This is a genomic window from Streptomyces sp. NPDC048484 (assembly GCF_040651415.1).
Taxonomy (GTDB): domain Bacteria; phylum Actinomycetota; class Actinomycetes; order Streptomycetales; family Streptomycetaceae; genus Streptomyces.
In genome coordinates, this window is the sequence record NZ_JBEZJY010000001.1 from 221,670 (window position 1) to 238,523 (window position 16,854).

15 protein-coding genes are annotated in these 16,854 nt (G+C 70.5%); 10 read left to right on the plus strand and 5 right to left on the minus strand.

Annotation, left to right across the window (positions count from 1 at the left end; translation table 11 throughout):
- Nucleotides 1-63: 63 nt before the first annotated feature.
- Together AB0D14_RS00920 and AB0D14_RS00925 are read right to left on the minus strand one after the other, a co-directional pair.
- Entirely contained in the window at nucleotides 64-1,617 is a 1,554-nt protein-coding gene (locus tag AB0D14_RS00920; RefSeq protein WP_362772715.1) for an ATP-binding protein, read from the minus strand.
- A gap of 211 nt (nucleotides 1,618-1,828) precedes the next feature.
- Entirely contained in the window at nucleotides 1,829-2,845 is a 1,017-nt protein-coding gene (locus tag AB0D14_RS00925) for a hypothetical protein (protein ID WP_362772718.1), read from the minus strand.
- A gap of 260 nt (nucleotides 2,846-3,105) precedes the next feature.
- Here AB0D14_RS00925 and AB0D14_RS00930 point away from each other — a divergent pair, with 260 nt between their 5' ends.
- The 4 genes from AB0D14_RS00930 (at nucleotide 3,106) to AB0D14_RS00945 (ending at nucleotide 6,444) form a co-directional block, all read left to right on the plus strand.
- Entirely contained in the window at nucleotides 3,106-3,906 is an 801-nt protein-coding gene (locus AB0D14_RS00930; protein WP_362772720.1) for a class E sortase, read from the plus strand.
- Between the two features lie 160 nt (nucleotides 3,907-4,066).
- Complete coding sequence (locus AB0D14_RS00935) at nucleotides 4,067-4,381, plus strand: DUF6412 domain-containing protein (protein ID WP_362772722.1); 315 nt, start codon at nucleotides 4,067-4,069, stop codon at nucleotides 4,379-4,381.
- Nucleotides 4,382-4,577: 196 nt separating this feature from the next.
- A complete protein-coding gene (locus tag AB0D14_RS00940; RefSeq protein ID WP_362772725.1) occupies nucleotides 4,578-5,393 on the plus strand; it encodes a YidC/Oxa1 family membrane protein insertase in 816 nt (271 codons plus the stop codon).
- Between the two features lie 193 nt (nucleotides 5,394-5,586).
- Complete coding sequence (locus AB0D14_RS00945; RefSeq protein ID WP_362772728.1) at nucleotides 5,587-6,444, plus strand: fumarylacetoacetate hydrolase family protein; 858 nt, start codon at nucleotides 5,587-5,589, stop codon at nucleotides 6,442-6,444.
- A gap of 167 nt (nucleotides 6,445-6,611) precedes the next feature.
- On the opposite strand, the gene AB0D14_RS00950 is transcribed toward AB0D14_RS00945, so the two are convergent.
- Together AB0D14_RS00950 and AB0D14_RS00955 are read right to left on the minus strand one after the other, a co-directional pair.
- A complete protein-coding gene (locus AB0D14_RS00950; RefSeq protein WP_362772731.1) occupies nucleotides 6,612-7,094 on the minus strand; it encodes a heme-degrading domain-containing protein in 483 nt (160 codons plus the stop codon).
- On the minus strand, nucleotides 7,091-8,236 hold the full coding sequence (locus AB0D14_RS00955; RefSeq protein ID WP_362772734.1) for a Gfo/Idh/MocA family oxidoreductase: 1,146 nt from the start codon (nucleotides 8,234-8,236) through the stop codon (nucleotides 7,091-7,093). Before AB0D14_RS00955 ends, AB0D14_RS00950 begins: the two co-directional genes overlap by 4 nt.
- Before the next feature lie 144 nt (nucleotides 8,237-8,380).
- On the opposite strand from AB0D14_RS00955, the gene AB0D14_RS00960 reads away from it, so the two are divergent.
- The 6 genes from AB0D14_RS00960 (at nucleotide 8,381) to AB0D14_RS00985 (ending at nucleotide 14,743) form a co-directional block, all read left to right on the plus strand.
- Nucleotides 8,381-9,616, plus strand: a complete 1,236-nt coding sequence (locus tag AB0D14_RS00960; protein ID WP_362772736.1) for an ROK family protein — start codon at nucleotides 8,381-8,383, stop codon at nucleotides 9,614-9,616.
- A gap of 230 nt (nucleotides 9,617-9,846) precedes the next feature.
- A complete protein-coding gene (locus tag AB0D14_RS00965) occupies nucleotides 9,847-10,680 on the plus strand; it encodes a hypothetical protein (RefSeq protein WP_362772739.1) in 834 nt (277 codons plus the stop codon).
- Nucleotides 10,681-10,861: 181 nt separating this feature from the next.
- On the plus strand, nucleotides 10,862-11,641 hold the full coding sequence (locus AB0D14_RS00970; RefSeq protein ID WP_362772741.1) for an HAD-IIA family hydrolase: 780 nt from the start codon (nucleotides 10,862-10,864) through the stop codon (nucleotides 11,639-11,641).
- A 160-nt stretch (nucleotides 11,642-11,801) separates the two neighbouring features.
- Nucleotides 11,802-12,494 carry a hypothetical protein gene (locus tag AB0D14_RS00975; protein ID WP_362772743.1) on the plus strand — a complete coding sequence of 231 codons (693 nt, stop codon included), beginning with the start codon at nucleotides 11,802-11,804 and terminating at the stop codon, nucleotides 12,492-12,494.
- A 120-nt stretch (nucleotides 12,495-12,614) separates the two neighbouring features.
- Nucleotides 12,615-13,244: a class F sortase gene (locus AB0D14_RS00980; RefSeq protein ID WP_362772746.1), complete on the plus strand. Its 630-nt coding sequence runs from the start codon at nucleotides 12,615-12,617 to the stop codon at nucleotides 13,242-13,244.
- A 482-nt stretch (nucleotides 13,245-13,726) separates the two neighbouring features.
- Nucleotides 13,727-14,743, plus strand: coding sequence for a glycoside hydrolase family 6 protein (locus AB0D14_RS00985; RefSeq protein ID WP_362772749.1), 1,017 nt, complete (start codon nucleotides 13,727-13,729; stop codon nucleotides 14,741-14,743).
- Nucleotides 14,744-14,829: 86 nt separating this feature from the next.
- Here the strand turns inward: AB0D14_RS00985 and AB0D14_RS00990 are convergent, their stop codons facing one another.
- Nucleotides 14,830-16,767 (minus strand): kelch motif-containing protein, encoded by a 1,938-nt coding sequence (locus tag AB0D14_RS00990; RefSeq protein ID WP_362772752.1) that lies wholly within the window; start codon nucleotides 16,765-16,767, stop codon nucleotides 14,830-14,832.
- Between the last annotated feature and the right edge of the window lie 87 nt (nucleotides 16,768-16,854).

Genomic DNA, 16,854 nt, shown 5'->3' on the forward strand with positions numbered 1-16,854 from the left:
GAGGGCGTCGTCGCTCACGGAGGTCCTTAGGCGGTCGGGGTGGCGGTGGCAGGGGAGGGCGGGTCAGGAGTCGCCGCGTTCGCGGCGCTCGCGCTGGACCCGTACCGACGCCAGCAGGATCGTGTTCCAGTAGTCGACGCGGTCCTGGCGCGTCCTCTCCCAGCGGCCGAGACCGAAGCAGTCCTCGAGGAGGAGGTAGAGCAGCGTCTTGGTGACCGGGGCGTCGTTCGAGCCGCCGCGCCGGCCGTCGTTGAAGTCCTCCCGGAACGACCTGTTGAGGAGGACGGTGTTGGCCTCGCGGTCGAGGTCGAAGAAGCGGTCGTCCGGCAGAGGGGCCCAGCGGAACTCGATGGGCTCCTCGCCCGGTTTCTCCGGCAGCTCCTCCTTGACGACCCGCTTGACCTTCGGGTCGAGGCCCTTGCCGGGAGGCGTCACCGGCTTGCGGGTGATCTCGGTGCGCTTCGAGCCGTCGCGGTACGCGGTCTCGGCGTCGAGGAGATAGCCGTGGAAGGTGTGGCCCGCCGCGTCCACCGCCTTCTCCACGCCGAGGGTGAAGGCGGGAGTCACGGTGACGCCCTCCTTCTTCACGTCGAGGCTGAAGACACCGTTCGGGGACGTGGGCAGATCGACCTCGACGCGGGCCAGGGCGAGGTGGCCCTCCGGGTTGCGGAGGCCGTTCCAGCCGCCGGCCTGCACGAGCCGGTCGTTGCGGTAGAAGTAGAAGCCCTGCCGGTCGGCCAGCGCGCCGATCTGGCGGAAGCCCGCCTGATTGGACTTGGCGGGCCAGATGTGCGCGGTGAGCGTCACCTCGCCGACGCCTTCGACCGGCGCGGTGAACGAGCGTGGGTAACCCGCCCGGCCCGGCACCGTGTAGCCGAAGGGGTCGAGGGGCTCGACGCTGATGTGGTCCAGCTCCTCCCACTGCCCGCCGCCGCCCTCGCCGACGTCCCACACGGCGACGTCCAGCTTCAGGCCCTTGTGCAGGAAGCGGTGGAAGTAGAGGCCGAGGTGGGTCTCCAGGCGGGATATCGCCTTCGACAGGTACTGGTCGCTCTGTCCGCGCGCCACCGTCTCGAAGGTCCGTACCCGGTCCCAGCGGACCACCGTGCCCTGCCACTCGATGACGCCGTCGTAGCGGTCGACGAGGTCCTGCGCGTACCGCGGGTCGACGGTGTCGCAGCGGAAGCCGTCCTCTATGCCCTCGGCCGTCAGGCGGCGGCCCGCGGCGCGACTGCGCCGGGTGCGGCTGACGACGGTGAGCGAGGCGGCGTGGGAGAGGGAGGCGGCCTTCAGGCCGGTGCCGTACATGCCGAGGGAGTCGTCGTCGTAGTCGCGGCGCTTGCCCACCGTCATCGCGGCGTCCAGGCCCGCCTCGTCCATGCCGCGGCCGTTGTCGATGATCAGCAACGTCAGGATGCGTTCGGCGTCCCGCAGGAAGTGCACGACCACCTCGTCGGCGCCCGCGTCGAGGGAGTTGTCGATCAGGTCCGCGACGGCGACCTCGAAGCCGTATCCCTGGTTGGTGAGCGCCTTGGCGTAACCGGAGTCCGGAGGCAGGTGCGTACTGCCGGTGGTGGGGACGTCGTACTGCCAGGCCGCGCTTGGTTCGTAGGGCATGGGCTCCTCGTGTACACAGGTCGGAGGCTGCGTGGGGGAGGAGCGGCCCGACATCTCGGTCGATGGTGTGACGGTACTGCAAAGGTCGGACACCGTAACCGTGGGTGCCGAAACGGGACGGGAATTTCTTACGCCCCTTGCCCGGCGGGCGGCTGGGGCCTCCGGTCTGAGGCCCCAGCACCGGGGACGGACGGAAAGGGGGACAGGCCGCCTACAGGTCCGCCCCGTGGCACCCCTCGTACGCCGTTCCCGACCCACACCAACAAGCCGCCCCCCGCTCCGGCGGCCAGGCCTCCGCCCTGCCCCGCGCCGCCAGTGTCGTCGCGTACTGCGGCAGTAGTGACGCGTCCGCCGGTGAAGCCAGTTCCGAGGCTGCGAACGCCTCGTAGGACGGGACCGTGCCCGTGACGATGCCCAGGTTCGGGGTGCCGGATGCCGCCAGTTCTCGTAGCGAGGACTCTATGGTCGCCAGGTGTTCCTCGTGGGACGGGTACTCCGTGGAGAGGGACGGGTACGCCGCCAGGAGTTCGGTCAGTTCGGGGGCCGGCCAGTGGAGGACCGCCACCGGGAACGGGCGGGACAACGCCTCGCGGGCCGTGCCCAGTTCGGCGCGCAGGCGCGAGATCTCCGCCTCCAGTTCCGCCGGGTTCTCGGAGCCCAGCGACCACACGCGCTTCGGGTCGTGGAGCTCGTCCAGGGAGACCGGGGAGGAGTTCAGCGTGTCCGCGAGGGAGTCCCAGTTGTCGTGGGGGAGGCCCAGCATGCGGCGTACGCGGTGGCGGCCGAAGAGGACCGGGTGGGTCGCGTACGGGGGTTCCGGGACGTCGGTCAGGAGGTGGACCGCCGCCTCCGTGAACGTCTCCTGTGCGGCTTCCAGCTCGTCGTGGGCCTCCAGGGCCTCCGCCACGATCACCCAGGGAGCGGGGTCGCGGGGTGCCGCCACGCGGACTCCGGTGATGATCGCCCCGGCCTCCGCCTCGTGGCCGTACTCCCAGAGGTTGGCCGCCTTCAGGGCCCGTACCAGGAACGGGTTCTCCAGCGGGATCGGGCTGGAGAGCAGGCGGTCGTAGAGAGAAGTGGCTCGCGGGCGGTCGTCGGCCAGTTCGAGGTGGGCCGCGGCCTGCACGAGCAGGTGTTCGGCATCCTCGGGGTACAGGCCGGCTGTCCGCTCCAGGCGTGCTGCTTCGGCGTTGTGGTCGACGTACTCGGCAGAGGTGTCGGGGCGCATGAGTGACACCGTACTGCCGACGGCCGACAGAGGTCAGGTATGTGCAGGCCAGGGGTGAGATCGGCGGAGGGGCGTGAGGGGGCGCGGGCGGCCGTGGGCGGCGTGGAGGCGTGGAGCCTTCATGGGGATGGTGAGTTGGCGCCTCAGCCCTTATCGTGCGGCCCTCGGCTCCGGCCTGGCCTGGTTGTCGCCCCGGTCCGGTTGTGCCCCCGGCCCGGTTGCCGCCTTGGTCCCTGGATCTCCGGAGAGGAGGCACGCGCGTGCGGGTTCCTGTCGTTCATCAGCGGGCCCGGCGGCGGCGTGCGCGGTACGCCCGTCTCCTCTGGAACGGTGCCGAAGTTCTCGTGACCCTCGGTGTCGTCATCCTGCTGCTCGTCGTCCACCAGCTGTGGTGGACCAACCGGCAGGCCAGGGAGGGCGCCGAGAGGAAGGTCCAGGCCCTGGAGAGGGAGTGGGAGGGGAATGGGGATGGGGTGGGCGGGGGTGGGCTGGGTGGTGGTGTCTCGGGTGTGGGCGGTGGGGCCGGCTCCGGTGGCGGCTCTCCCGGCTCCGGCTCCGGTGGCGGCAGCGGCTCCCTGCGTACGCCGGGCTCCACGTCCCAGCCCCGCTGGTCGCAGGCCTATGCCATCCTCACCATCCCCCGTCTCGGGCTTCGCGTCCCCGTCGCGGAAGGCGCCAGTAAGGCGAATGTGCTCAACAAGGGGTACGTCGGCCACTACCCGGGCGTCGCCCAGCCCGGACAGGTCGGGAACTTCGCCCTCGCCGGGCATCGGAACACCCATGGCGAGCCCTTCCGCTACATCGACCGGCTGCGGCGGGGAGACCGGGTCGAGGTCGAGACCGAGGTCGCCCTCTACACGTACGTCGTCGACAGGACGCTGCCGCGGACCTCGCCCGGAGACGGCGGAACCATCCGTGCGATTCCTCGCAGCGTTGTGAGGCCCGCGTACGGATACACCGAAGCCGGGCACTACCTCACGCTCACCACGTGCACGCCGGAGTACACCTCCAAGTACCGCCTGGTGGTGTGGGGGAAGCTCGACTCCGTGCGGCCTCGATAGGTAGATGGGTAGATAAGGCGATAGATAGGTCGATGGGGTGATGGGGCACGGCTTCTTGGCCTTGTCGTAGCGGCCCGTGCTTCCTGTATAACGGCAGGAGGCCGCAGAGCCAGCTGGACGAGTGGGAAGCCAGATCGACGCGTAGGGAGGAGAGCAGCCGATGACACGGACCTGGGCGCAGTCGAAGCCCGCTGTCCTGCTGCTCGTCCTCCTCCTGCAGGTGGCGTTCCTCGACACCGGCAGCCTCTCCGGAGCCGTCGCTGTCACGTTCGCGGCGACCGCCGCGGCCGGGTCCGCGCTCGCCGCCTGTTCCCTGATCTCCTCGCGGCTCGCGCCCGCCGTGCCCCGTACGCGGGTCCGAACGGCCATGCGCGACCGTGAGCGGCGCACGGCGTTCCTGCCGCAGCGCGATCCCGATGCCCGGGGCCGCAGGCGTCCCAGGGCCCCCGGCCGTCCCCTCCTGACGGCCGCGTAGGGGACTTCGCAGCAGCATCCGTGCTTCTGGGTTCCTCCTCTCCTGCTTTCGCAGCCCCCTCGCGGGTCGTCATGCCGACGCACGTCACGTCTCATCTCCTTCGGCACGACGCACGACGAGACCCACGGAGGGCTCACCCATGTCTGTCTCCTCAACCGTTTCCTCATCCGTCTTCTCTTCTGTTTTCTCCTCCTTCATGTCCGCTTTCGCGAGCCTCGTCGAGGGGCTCGCCGAGGTGCTCGACCCGCTCTTCCACGCCTCGGCGACGGCTGCCGCGATCGTCCTGTTCACCGCGTTCGTACGGCTCCTCGTGCACCCCCTGTCGCGTGCCTCGGCGCGCGGGCAGCGGGCGCGGTCCGCGCTGCAGCCGCAGATCGCCGAGCTGCGGAAGAAGCACGGGAAGAACCCCGAGAAGCTTCAGAAGGCGGTGCTGGAACTGCACGCCGCGGAGAAGGTGTCCCCGCTGTCGGGGTGCCTGCCGAGCCTCTTCCAGCTGCCGGCCTTCTTCCTCCTCTACCACCTGTTCTCCAACTCCCGGATCGGCGGCGAGGCGAACTCCCTGCTCGCCCACAAGCTCTTCGCGGCGCCGCTGGGGGAGCGGTGGGCGGACGCGCTGGGTGACGGCGGGGTCTTCGGGGCGCAGGGGCTGGTGTACGGGGGACTGTTCGTGATCGTCGCGGCGGTCGCCACGTTCAACTACCGGCGTACGAAGCGGATGATGGCGGCCGGTGCCGCGGCGAACGGCGCGGGCGGCGCGGGTGGCGCGAACAGTGTGGGTGGTGCGGGCGGCGCGTTCAGTGGTGTTGAGGACGGGGCGCAGCAGGTGCCGGGGCTCGGCGCCATCACCAAGGTCATGCCGCTGATGTCCTTCTTCACGCTGGTCACCGTGGCGTTCGTGCCGCTGGCCGCCGCGCTGTACGTGGTGACCAGCACGACCTGGAGCGTGGTGGAGCGGGCCGCCCTGTACCGGGACATGCCGGGCACGGTGCCGGCCGCCGCCGTACTGGGCTGACGCCCTGGGGGTACGGGGCGGATACGGGGCTTGGGGCGAGGGCGGTTACGGTCCAGTCCGTGAACCAGGTATTGCGGACTGGACGCCGACCTTGGAGGATCGACCAGTCCTCCGATGGCTGCACTCAGCTGCATCAGCTGCACCAGTTGCGCCCATTCGGTCGGACCGCCTGCGATCAAGGGAGACTGTGCTCATGAAGCTGCTGCGAGTCGGTACGGCGGGGGCCGAGCGGCCCGCGCTGCTCGATGCCGAGGGAGTCCTGCGGGACCTGTCGGGCATCGCGCCGGACATCGACGGGGCGCTGCTCGCCGACGACGCGGCGCTCGGCCGGATCCGTACCGCCGCCGAGGCCGGGGAACTGCCCGCGCTCGACGCGGACGGGGTACGGGTCGGACCGCCGGTCGCCCGAATAGGCAAGGTCGTCTGTATCGGCCTCAACTACCACGACCACGCCAAGGAGACCGGCGCCGAGCCGCCCGCCGAGCCGGTGATCTTCTTCAAGGCGGCGGACACGGTCGTCGGGCCGCACGACACGGTGCTCGTGCCGCGCGGCTCGGTGAAGACCGACTGGGAGGTCGAACTGGCCGTCGTCATCGGGCGTACGGCGCGCTATCTCGGCTCGCGCGAGGAGGCGCTCGCGCATGTCGCCGGGTACGCGGTGGCGCACGACGTCTCCGAGCGGGAGTTCCAGATCGAGCGGGGCGGGACCTGGGACAAGGGGAAGAACTGCGAGACGTTCAATCCGCTGGGGCCGTGGCTGGTGACGGCGGACGAGGTGCCCGATCCGCAGGCGCTCGGGCTGAAGCTGTGGGTGAACGGGGAGCTGAGGCAGGACGGCAGCACGTCCGACCAGATCTTCTCCGTGGCCGAAGTCGTGCGGTACGTGAGTCAGTTCATGACTCTTTATCCCGGGGACGTGATCAATACCGGTACGCCGGCCGGGGTCGCTCTGGGGATGCCTGAGCCCAAGCCGTTTCTGCGGGCGGGGGATGTTGTGGAGTTGGAGATCGAGGGGCTGGGGCGGCAGCGGCAGGAGTTCAAGCCGGCGTAACCGTTCCACGGGGCGTTCCACTGGGGTACGCGGGGAGGAAGGGTGGTGTGGTGTGGTGCGTTGTCGGGTGCCGGTCCGTCGTGGCTGGTCGCGCCGTTCCCCGCGCCCCTGGGGGCTGCGCCCACTTAAAGACTGCGCCGTTCCCCGCGCCCCCAGGGCTGCGCCCCTTATCGGGCGATGAAGCGTTCCAGTGCCTGCACCACCAGTGCGTGGTCCTCCAGTTGGGGTAGGCCCGATACCACTACCGTGCCGATGACTCCGGTGCCCTCCACCGTGATCGGGAAGGCTCCGCCGTGGGCCGCGTAGGTGTCGGGGTCCAGGCGGGACGAGGCCTCGAAGGTGGTGTCCTTGGCGCGGAAGCGGGTGCCGACCAGGAGGGACGAAGCGGCGTAGCGCTCGACGACCCGGCGTTTGCGGTCGATCCAGGCGTCGTTGTCCGGGGCCGAGCCGGCAAGCGCGGCGTGGAAGAGCTGCTGGCCGGCTCGGCGGATGTCGATGGCGACGGGGGCGTTGCGCTCGCGGGCCAGCTCGACGAGGAGCGTCCCGAGGGTCCACGCGTCGTCGTGGGTGAAGCGGGGGAGCGTCAGACGGCGCTCCTGCTCCTCCAGCTCGGCGATGGTCGGCGCGGTGGCGGACGTGGAAGTGCTCACAGGGTCACCGTCACGTTCTCGCGGGCCGAGCGGCGCGCGGCTTCCAGGACGTCCAGGGCGGCGGCGGCCTCCAGGGCGGTGACCGGGTTCTCGCCGGTGCCGCGCAGGGCTTCCGCGACGGCCGCGTAGTACGCGGGGTACGCGCCCGGCACGGTCGGGACCGGGGTGCCGCCGCCGGTCAGCGGGGACTCTCCGGAGCCGACACGGCCCCACAGCTCCTCGGGCTCGACGCCCCACTCCTTCTCGTCGCCCGCGACCGGGCGTCCGCCGTCGCGCAGGGTGGCTTCCTGGGGGTCGAGGCCGTACTTCACGTAACCGGCCTTCGAGCCCAGTGTGCGGAAGCGCGGGCCGAGCTGGGCCGTGGTCGCGGAGGCGTAGAGGTGGGAGCGGACGCCGTTCGTGTGCGTGATCGCGATGAACGTGTCGTCGTCGGCCTCGGCGCCTGGGCGGCGCACGACCGACTCGGCGTACACCGTGGCCGCCGGGCCGAAGAGGACCAGCGCCTGGTCAACCACGTGGCTGCCGAGGTCGTACAGCAGACCTCCGATCTCTGCAGGGTCGCCGGACTCGCGCCAGCCGCCCTTGGGCTCGGGACGCCAGCGCTCGAAGCGGGACTCGAAGCGTTGGACGTCGCCGAGGCCGCCCTCGGTGATCAGCTTGCGGAGGGTCAGGAAGTCGTTGTCCCAGCGGCGGTTCTGGAAGACCGAGAGCAACAGGCCGCGCTCCCCGGCGAGGGCGGCGAGCTCGCGGGCCTCCGCCGCCGTGCCCGCGATCGGCTTGTCGACGACGACCGGCAGGCCCGCCTTGAGGGCGGCCCTGGCGATCGCGACGTGCGTCTTGTTCGGGGACGCGATGACGATCAGGTCCAGCTCGTCGGCACGCTGCCAGAGTTCGTCGGGGGTCGCCGCGAACCGCACGTCGGGGAACTCGTCCCGCGCCTGCTGCTGCCGCTCCGGGTTCGTCGTGACGATCGTGTCGAGGGTGAGGCCCTCGGTGGCGGCGATCAGCGGGGCGTGGAAGACGGAGCCCGCGAGGCCGAAGCCGACGAGGCCCACACGGAAGGGGCCTTCGCGACCGGGGCTTTCGCGAACGGTGCCTTCGCGGAGGGAGGTGTCAGAGCCTGTGCCAGTCATGCCCTCCACTTAAACAACGCTGTTGCCAAAGTGCAAGCGCCGGAGACAATGGGGTGTGGACGCGAGCAGTGCAGCTACGCGAGCAGTGCAGCCGGCAGTGCGAAGCGCTGAGTGCGGAAGGGGTGCCGAGTGGCTGGGGTCAGGGTCGGAGGGATGAGCGGGGTCGGTGGGGTGAGCGGGGTCAGTGGGGTGAACCTGCTCGCGCTGCGCAGCCACAACGCCGCACTGCTGCTCGACCTGGTGCGGCGGGCCGGGCGGGCGGGAGTGAGCCGTCTCGAACTCGCCGGGCGTACGGGGCTGACTCCCCAGGCCGTCAGCAAGATCACCGCTCGGTTGCGGGAGGACGGGCTGGTGACCGAGGCGGGACGGCAGGCTTCCACGGGAGGCAAGCCCCGGACCACGCTGCGGCTGGTGCCGGAGGCCGGACATGCGGTGGGACTGCACATCGACCGGGACGAGCTGCGGGCGGTCCTGGTCGACCTCACGGGCGAGGTCGTCGCGGAACGGCGGGCCGGACTCGACCTGGGTGCCGGGGCGGAGGCGGTGCTGGGGGTGGCCGTGAGGGAGGCCAAGGCGCTGACGGAGGGGCTGCTGAGCGGGTCGCTTGCGGATACCGGGTCGCAGCCGAGTGTTCCGCCCTACCCCGGCACCCCGTCCTACCCCGGCACTCAGCCCCACCCCGGCACTCAGCCCCACCCCGGCACCCAGCCTCACTCCGCCACCAGGTCCACCGTCCTCGGTGTCGGCGTCGCCATGCCGGGGCCCCTCGACCGCACGCACGGCGTGCTGCACAGGGTGACCGGGTTTCCCGAGTGGGACGGGTTTCCGCTGCGGGACGCCCTGGTGCGGCGGCTCGGGGTGCCCGTCGTGCTGGACAAGGACACGAACGCCGCGGCGCTCGGGCTGGCGGTCGGGGGCGAGGTCGGAGCTTTCGCGTACCTGCATCTCGGTACGGGGCTGGGGGCCGGGCTCGTCCTGGGCGGGGCCGTGCACCGTGGGACGCGTACCGGGGCGGGGGAGTTCGGGCACCAGGTCATCCAGTTGGACGGGCCGCCCTGTACGTGCGGCAACCGGGGCTGCGTCGAGGCGCTCTGCCTCGCGGCGGTGGCCCGGGGAGACGTCGACGAGGCGGCCCGTGTCCTCGGCGAGGGCGCCGGAAACCTCGTCGGGCTGCTCGACATCGACCTCGTCCTGCTCGGCGGCCGTACGGTAGCGGCGGAGCCCGAGCGCTTCGTACGCGGCGTCGGCGCCGTCCTGGACGCCCGTGCCCGGCGCGAGGGTGCGAGCAGGCCCGTACCCGTACGGACCGCCCCCGGCGGCGCGCGGGCCGTGGCGGAGGGCGCGGCCCAACTGCTGCTGGCCCCGCTGTTCGGACGGACACAGGGCTGAACCCGGACGGCGGCCCGGACGATAGACCGGATGGCGACCCGGACGGCAGACCGGATGGCGACCCGGACGACGGCCCGGAGGACAGCCCGGGCGGCGGCCCGGACGGCAGTCCCCGGCACTGGCCCGACCGAGCGCACCCGCACCCCCGGACGGCCCCACCCCCAGCGTGCCGGAGCCGACACTCCGGGCCCCCGTGGGAGGCTCCCGTTTCCATGCGACTGAGCAAGCCCGTGTCTCTCGCCGTTACGGCCGCAGCCGCCCTCACCTCCGTGCCCGCCGCACAGGGTGCCGCGCAGGCGATCCCGGCCGACGTGACGGCCGGGCCCGACCATCACGTCGGCCGGCTCGAACCCGGCGGGCCGAGCTGTGTCGCGTCCGGGGAAAGGGAGTTCCCCGTCCGTACGCGGATCCACGGCGGACCCGATGCCTACGACGCCGGGGGCGGGTACCGGACCTGGTACATCGATCTCGCCAACATCACCGACGCCACCTGCGAGAACATCCACCCGGTCGTCGTCCTGGTGGACGGGAAGAAGGCGCTGAAGCCGGAGCAGCCGCTCCTGGAGTTCTACGACGGGGAGCGGTCCCGGCCGCACCCCGTGACCTTCGAGCGGACCGACGAGGACGAGCACATCGGAGTGCTCGGCTCCGACGAGGACGACGGCTTCCCGGGGTTCACCGTGGCGCCCGGCAAGACCCTCTCCGTCAAGGTGCGGCTCGCGGTCACCTCGGACGCGGTGGCCAACGACGTCGTCGCGAACGCGGCCGTCGTCCAGCGGAACGAGGACGACGGCGCCTGGGTGGGGCAGTCGAACGACTACCGGTTCCGCATCGTCGGCGGGGACGCCGAGAAGGAGGGAGGGGCGGGCGAGCGGCGCGGCGACGCGGGCGACCGGAACCGGCAGGGCGCCTCCAACGGCGTACCGGACGACATCCCGTTCGCCGAGGAACTGGCCGGCACGGGGCGGCCCTCCCCGCGCACGGTCCTCGCCGCGGTGGCCGGCGCGCTGCTGCTCCTCGGCGCCGGAGCCGCCGCACTGATCGTGGCCCGACGCAGGCGCTGAGCCCGCGGCGGGGCAGCTCGCGCGGGCGCCGGTCCTGGCTCTGCCGCCTCCAGCCCGGGCTCTGCTGCCTCCGGCTCTGGATGTCCCGACCCCGGCCCTGGCACTCCCGCCCCCTCCACCAAGATCGGGCGGATGGCTAGTCTGGGGGCTCACGCAGTACGCGTACGGCAGGAGACGGCACATGGCAGAGCGCAAGCCCATCGAATCGTGGCTCACCGACATGGACGGGGTGCTCATCCACGAGGGTGTGCCGATCCCCGGCGCCGACGCCTTCATAAAGAAGCTCAGAGAGTCCGGGAAGCCCTTCCTGGTCCTCACCAACAACTCCATCTACACAGCCCGTGACCTGCACGCCCGCCTGCGGCGGATGGGTCTGGACGTGCCCGTGGAGAACATCTGGACGTCAGCCCTGGCCACCGCCCAGTTCCTGGACGACCAGCGTCCCGACGGCTCCGCCTACGTCATCGGTGAGGCGGGTCTGACCACCGCGCTGCACGACATCGGGTACGTACTGACCGACCACGAGCCCGACTACGTGGTCCTCGGCGAGACCCGTACGTACTCCTTCGAGGCCATGACCAAGGCGGTGCGGCTGATCAACGACGGCGCCCGTTTCATCGCCACCAACCCCGACGAGACCGGCCCGTCCGCCGAAGGCGCGCTGCCCGCCACCGGCGCCGTCGCCGCGCTGATCACCAAGGCGACCGGCAAGAAGCCGTACTTCGCGGGCAAGCCGAACCCGCTGATGATGCGTACGGGACTCAACACCATCGGCGCGCACTCGGAGACCAGCGCGATGATCGGCGACCGCATGGACACGGACGTCCTGGCCGGCCTGGAGGCGGGCATGGAGACCTTCCTCGTCCTCACCGGTCTCACCACGCCCTCGCAGATCGAGAAGTACCCGTACCGCCCGTCCACAGTTGTCGACTCCATCGCGGACCTCGTCGAGCGGATCTGACCGCGCCCGGCCGGGAGTTCAGCAGCAGGAACTCCAGACGGTCCCAAACGGCCTTAAACCTTCGCGGTCCCTCCCGGCACCCGTACGGCGCAGTCGAACCCCTCCCCGGATGCGTCCTCGTCTCCCGAGGGGGACGCTCCAGGTGTCTGGAGGTTCACGAATGGGTTCACTGCGACTCGCTCTCTGCGCAGGTTCGGTGGTCGCCGCCGCTCTCACCCCGGCACTCACCCTCTGTGCGTACGCCGGCGAGGCGGGCATCTCGGTGACCCCCTCGTCCCCGGCGCCCGGCACCGACATCCAGGTACGCGTGCGGGGCTGCGGCGGGGCGACGGGCACGGCCGCGTCGAAGGCGTTCGTCGCCGACGCGCTACTGGTGGGCCAGGCCGGCGTGCTGCTCGGTGAGACACGCGTCCGCTCGACGCTCACCCCGGGCACGTACGACGTCAGGGTCACCTGCGACAGCATCGACGACAAGGTCAGGGGCACCTTCACCGTCGCCGACAAGCAGCAGAAGAACAATCCCGCGTCATCTCCCGCGTCATCTCCCGCGTCACCTCCCGGGTCGCCCCCCGCGTCACCCCACGTGTCCGCGTTCGCGTCAGCTCGCACGCACGCCCCCATCTACGCCCCCGCCCCCGCCTCAGCGTTCGCACCCGCACCCGTGTCCGCACCCGCGTCCCCCGTCGCGCCCGTGCACGCGGGCGGCGGCGGCACCACCCGGCTCACCGCCGCCGAGGCCCAGTCCAAGGGGCCAGGCATCCGTGACGCGGTCGTCGGCCTCGTCCTGGCCGGAGGCGCCGCCGTCGCCGTGGCCGTCAGCAGCGCCCGGCGGCGGCGCGGTCGTACGGACTGAGCGGCCATGTCGGAAGGGAAGCACCGGCAAGATCGGCAAGGTCTACAGGGTCGGCACGACCGGGTAGACCGGGCAGATCAGGAAGGCCGCGGGCGTGCCTCCGGCGGCGGCCGGTTCCTGGTGGGGGTCGCCTGGGCGCTGCTGCTGCTCGGGCTGTGGCTGTGGGGCCGCGAGGTCACCGACGTACGGCAGGGCATATCCTCGCCGACCACGGGCGACGTGGCGGCGGTCGGGAGGCCGCTCGGCGTCGAACTGCCGCCCGCGGTCGAGCCGTTGGGGGACGCGGACGCGCGGCCGCAACGCGTGGACATCCCCGCGCTGCGCGTCCAGGCGCCCGTGGTGACCCGCGGCCTCGACCGGCGCGGAGCCATCGATCCGCCGCCGTACGGTCAGTCGGGGACCGTGGGCTGGTACGGGGGCGGCGTGCGGCCCGGGGCCGCCGGGACCGCGCTGCTCGTCGGGCATGTGGACACCGAGACCCGGCCCGCGGTCTTCTACCACCTCAGCGAGGTGCGGCCGGGTGCGACGGTCCGGGTGGTCCGGGACGACGGCGTGATCGCCGAGTTCACCGTCGAGGACGTACAGGTCTACGCCCGCGACCGCTTCGACGCCCAGAAGGTGTACGGGACACGGCAGTCGGGGCGCGCCGAGCTGCGGCTGATCACGTGTGGCGGCTCCTTCGACCGGGACAGCCGCACCTACACGGCGAACGTGGTCGTCTCCGCGTACCTCAGCGGCACAGGTCCCTGAGAGCTGGCTCTGTCCGGTTCGGAGCGGCACCCTGCCGGCAGCACCTTGCCCGGTCGACGACCCGCTCCCCCAGGAGCCGTCGACCGGGCTGGTCCTCGACCGTGCGCGCACGGGCTGCGGGAGTAACCCGGCGACCGGCACGGGAGGTTCGGGGACCCATCCGGGGACGTGCGGATGGTTCGACAGCCGGGGGCCGGGGCCGTCTGGGACGACTTTAGAACGGATGAGCGTTCCGGCCTAGAGTGCGAATGACGCCAAGTCCCGCTCCGGTGGCGCTGAGTTATCCGTGCAGTTGGCAACGGCCTCGACCGGTGTCCGCACCCGCGAGGACCGGCTTGGCCGGGGTGTTCGGACCGTCCGGCGCCCGGCCGGCTGCCCGGGCTGTAACAGCTGGCCGACAAGGTATGAGCGTTCTCGTAGGCGACCCGACACGTATGTCAGGATTGCTACTTCGCACGGTGCACCCGAGGGGGAGTTTTCTGATGTACGGGAGTAGGGGGGCCGGGGTAAGGGCGTCCGTGGCGGTGGCGGGAGCTGTGCTGCTGTTCGCGGGGTGTTCAGCCTCCGGCGACGACGGCGACAAGGACAAGTCGGGCGCCAAGGTGGGCCAGCAGCCCAAGGACAAGGACCCGTTCTGGGTCAACCCGAAGGGGAACGCGGCCGAACAGGTCGCCACCTATGTGAAGGACGGCAAGGACAAGAACGCCGAACTGATCAGCACGATCGCCGAGCAGCCCACCGGTCAGTGGCTCAGTCCTGAGAACGCCGAGCAGGAGGCGCGCGGTTTCACCGAGGCCGCCGCGAAGGCCGACCGGGACGCGCTGCTCGTCGTCTACAACATCCCGCACCGCGACTGCGGCCAGTTCTCCGGCGGCGGCGCCGCGGACGGCAACGCGTACCGGGGCTTCATCGATCAGGTCGCCAAGGGCATCGGCGACCGCGCGGCCACGGTGATACTGGAGCCGGACGCCGTTCTGCACATGGTGGACGGCTGCACTCCGCAGGAGTTCCACGAGGAGCGTTACGACCTGCTCCGGGGCGCGGTCGAGAAGTTCAAGTCGCTGAAGAACACGAAGGTCTACCTGGACGCGGGCAACGCGGGCTGGGGCAAGCCCGACGACATCGCCGGGCCGCTGAAGCAGGCGGGCGCCGAGAACGCCGAAGGCTTCGCGGTCAACGTGTCCAACTTCTACAAGACGGCCGACAGCACGAAGTACGGCAAGGAGCTGTCGGCGAAGGTCGGCAACAAGCCGTTCGTGATCGACACCAGCCGCAACGGCAACGGACCGTATACGGGGGGCGAGCCGGACCAGAACTGGTGCAACCCGCCGGGGCGCGCGCTGGGCGAGTCACCCACGACGGACACCGGTGACGACCTCGTCGACGCCTACCTGTGGGTCAAACGGCCCGGCGAGTCCGACGGCACGTGCAAGGACGGTCCGAAGGCGGGCGAGTGGTGGCCGGAGTACGCACTGAAACTCGCAAAGGCCAGCAAGTAGCCGGCCGGCAGCGACGTTACGTGACTGGGGGCGCCCTCCGCATTCGGAGGGCGCCCCCAGTCACGTAACGTCCGACTCCCCGTCCGTCAGGGGACCTTCACCCACTGGGCCTTGCTCGGGGTGCCCTGGTCGTCCGTCACGAACAGCATGTACCAGCCGGACTCGACGAGGTTGCGGCCCTTCGGGACGGTGACCTCGACGCCGCCCTTCGTCTTCTTGAGGCCCAGCGCGATCGACCGCTGGTCGATGTCGGTGACGTGCGTCGACGCACTGGGCCGGATCAGCCGGGCCGACTTGATCGACGAGGAGTGCTTCGAGGAGAACGTCGCCGACTCACCGCGCGCGATGGTCTTCGGTCCGCCGGAGAGCGTCGGCTGCGAACCCTGGTACAGATACGGCGGCGTGTAGATCTCGACGCGCTGCTCGAACTTGCCCGGCTTGGTGTTGGCCTTGTCGGCGTAGAGCGAGTCCGAGCCGAAGAACATCACGCGGCCGTCGGGGAGCAGGATCGAGCCCGAGTGGTAGTTGCGGCCCACCAGCGGATCGGCGACCTGCTTGAACTTGTTGGTCTTCGAGTTGTACATCCGGGCCTGCAGGATGTTGGAGTCGCCGCGCCCGCGGTAGTCCTCCGAGCCGCCGGACACCAGCACGTCGTCGTCGGGCAGGATCGAGTACTGCGGGTAGCGCGTGCCCTTCTCCAGCTCGGGACCGTCGACGAACTTCGGGTTGTCGTCCAGCAGGTCGATGATGCGGGTCTTCTTGCTGGACAGCTTGGACTCGCCGACCCCGCCGCCGCCGATCACCATGTACTTCTCGTCCTGCGCGGGCGGCAGCAGCACCGTGCCCGCGGTCTCCAGGCGCTTCGGGTCGGACATGCCCTTGAGCTTCTTGAACTTGTTCGACTCCAGGTCCCAGATGCCCGGGTCACGGCCGACGTCGTCGGGTCCGTAGCCGGCGTTCGCGCCCGAGTAGAACAGCTTGCCGTTCTGCATCAGGGAGATCGCCGGGTACGTCGGGAACTGCCTGATGCCGTCGGTGTACGTCCACTTCTTGGTCTTCGGGTCGTACACCTCGTTCTTGCCCGGCACCAGCTGGCCGATCTCGTCGAGGCCGGAGAGGCTGAGGATCTTGCCGTCGGACAGCGTGGTGAGCGTCGGGTACCAGCGCGCCTCGTTCATCGGGTCGACCTTGATGTACTTCTCGGCGACCGGGTCGAACTCGTAGGCGTCCTTGATGCCCTGGAAGTCCTTCTTGTCGAGGGCGAGCTTCTCGGCGATGCCGTACGTGTTGCGGGCCGCCGTGCCGGACAGGCCCTGCACGCGGTAGTTGTCCTGCGTGCCCGTCTCGTACTTGGCGCCGCTCTTCTGCGCCTCGACGTAGATCCGGCCCAGGCCCGGTTCGTTGCGCAGGAACTTGCCGGTCGCCTTGTCGAAGACCTTCTCGGCCCGCTCGACGACGACCGGGTCCTTCGACACGAACGTCTTGCCGCCCTCCTTGCCCGTGAAGCGGGTGCCCGCGGGCAGGGTGATCGGCTTGTCCGGGTTCTCGTTGTGGACGACCATCAGGCCGCCGGCCTTGGTGGTGTCGCCCTTGAGCTTCTCGTAGCGCTTGGTGCCGCCCGCGATCAGCAGGTTGCCGTTCGACAGCTGCGTGTGGCCGGTGCAGAACAGGTCGGCGGGCGTCGGGATTTTCTTGATCTTGTTCGTGACCGGGTCCCAGACGCGGGTGTCGAACTTCTTCGCGTCGAAGTTGTCCTGGTTGTTGCCCGAGCCGGCGATCAGCAGGATCTTGCCGGTGTGCAGAAGCGCGGCGTGAATGGTGTTGAGCCGGTACTCCTCGGGGAACTCGACCGTGTCCCACTTGCCGTTCTCGGCCTTGTACTCAGGTCTGTTGATCTTGTACTCGTGGTACTGCTCCGACCCGAAGCGGTAGAGCGCGGGCCCGTTCATCCCGGCCAGCGCAAGCACCACCGCCGCACCTATCGCGATGCGGCGGGCACGGCGGCGGCTGGAACCGTCTTTCACTTCAATTCCCGTCTGATTTGACTGACTTATCTGGCTTGCCTGACTTGGCTGGCTTGGCGTAGTGGTCGGCGGTGCCCGGAAAGGTTC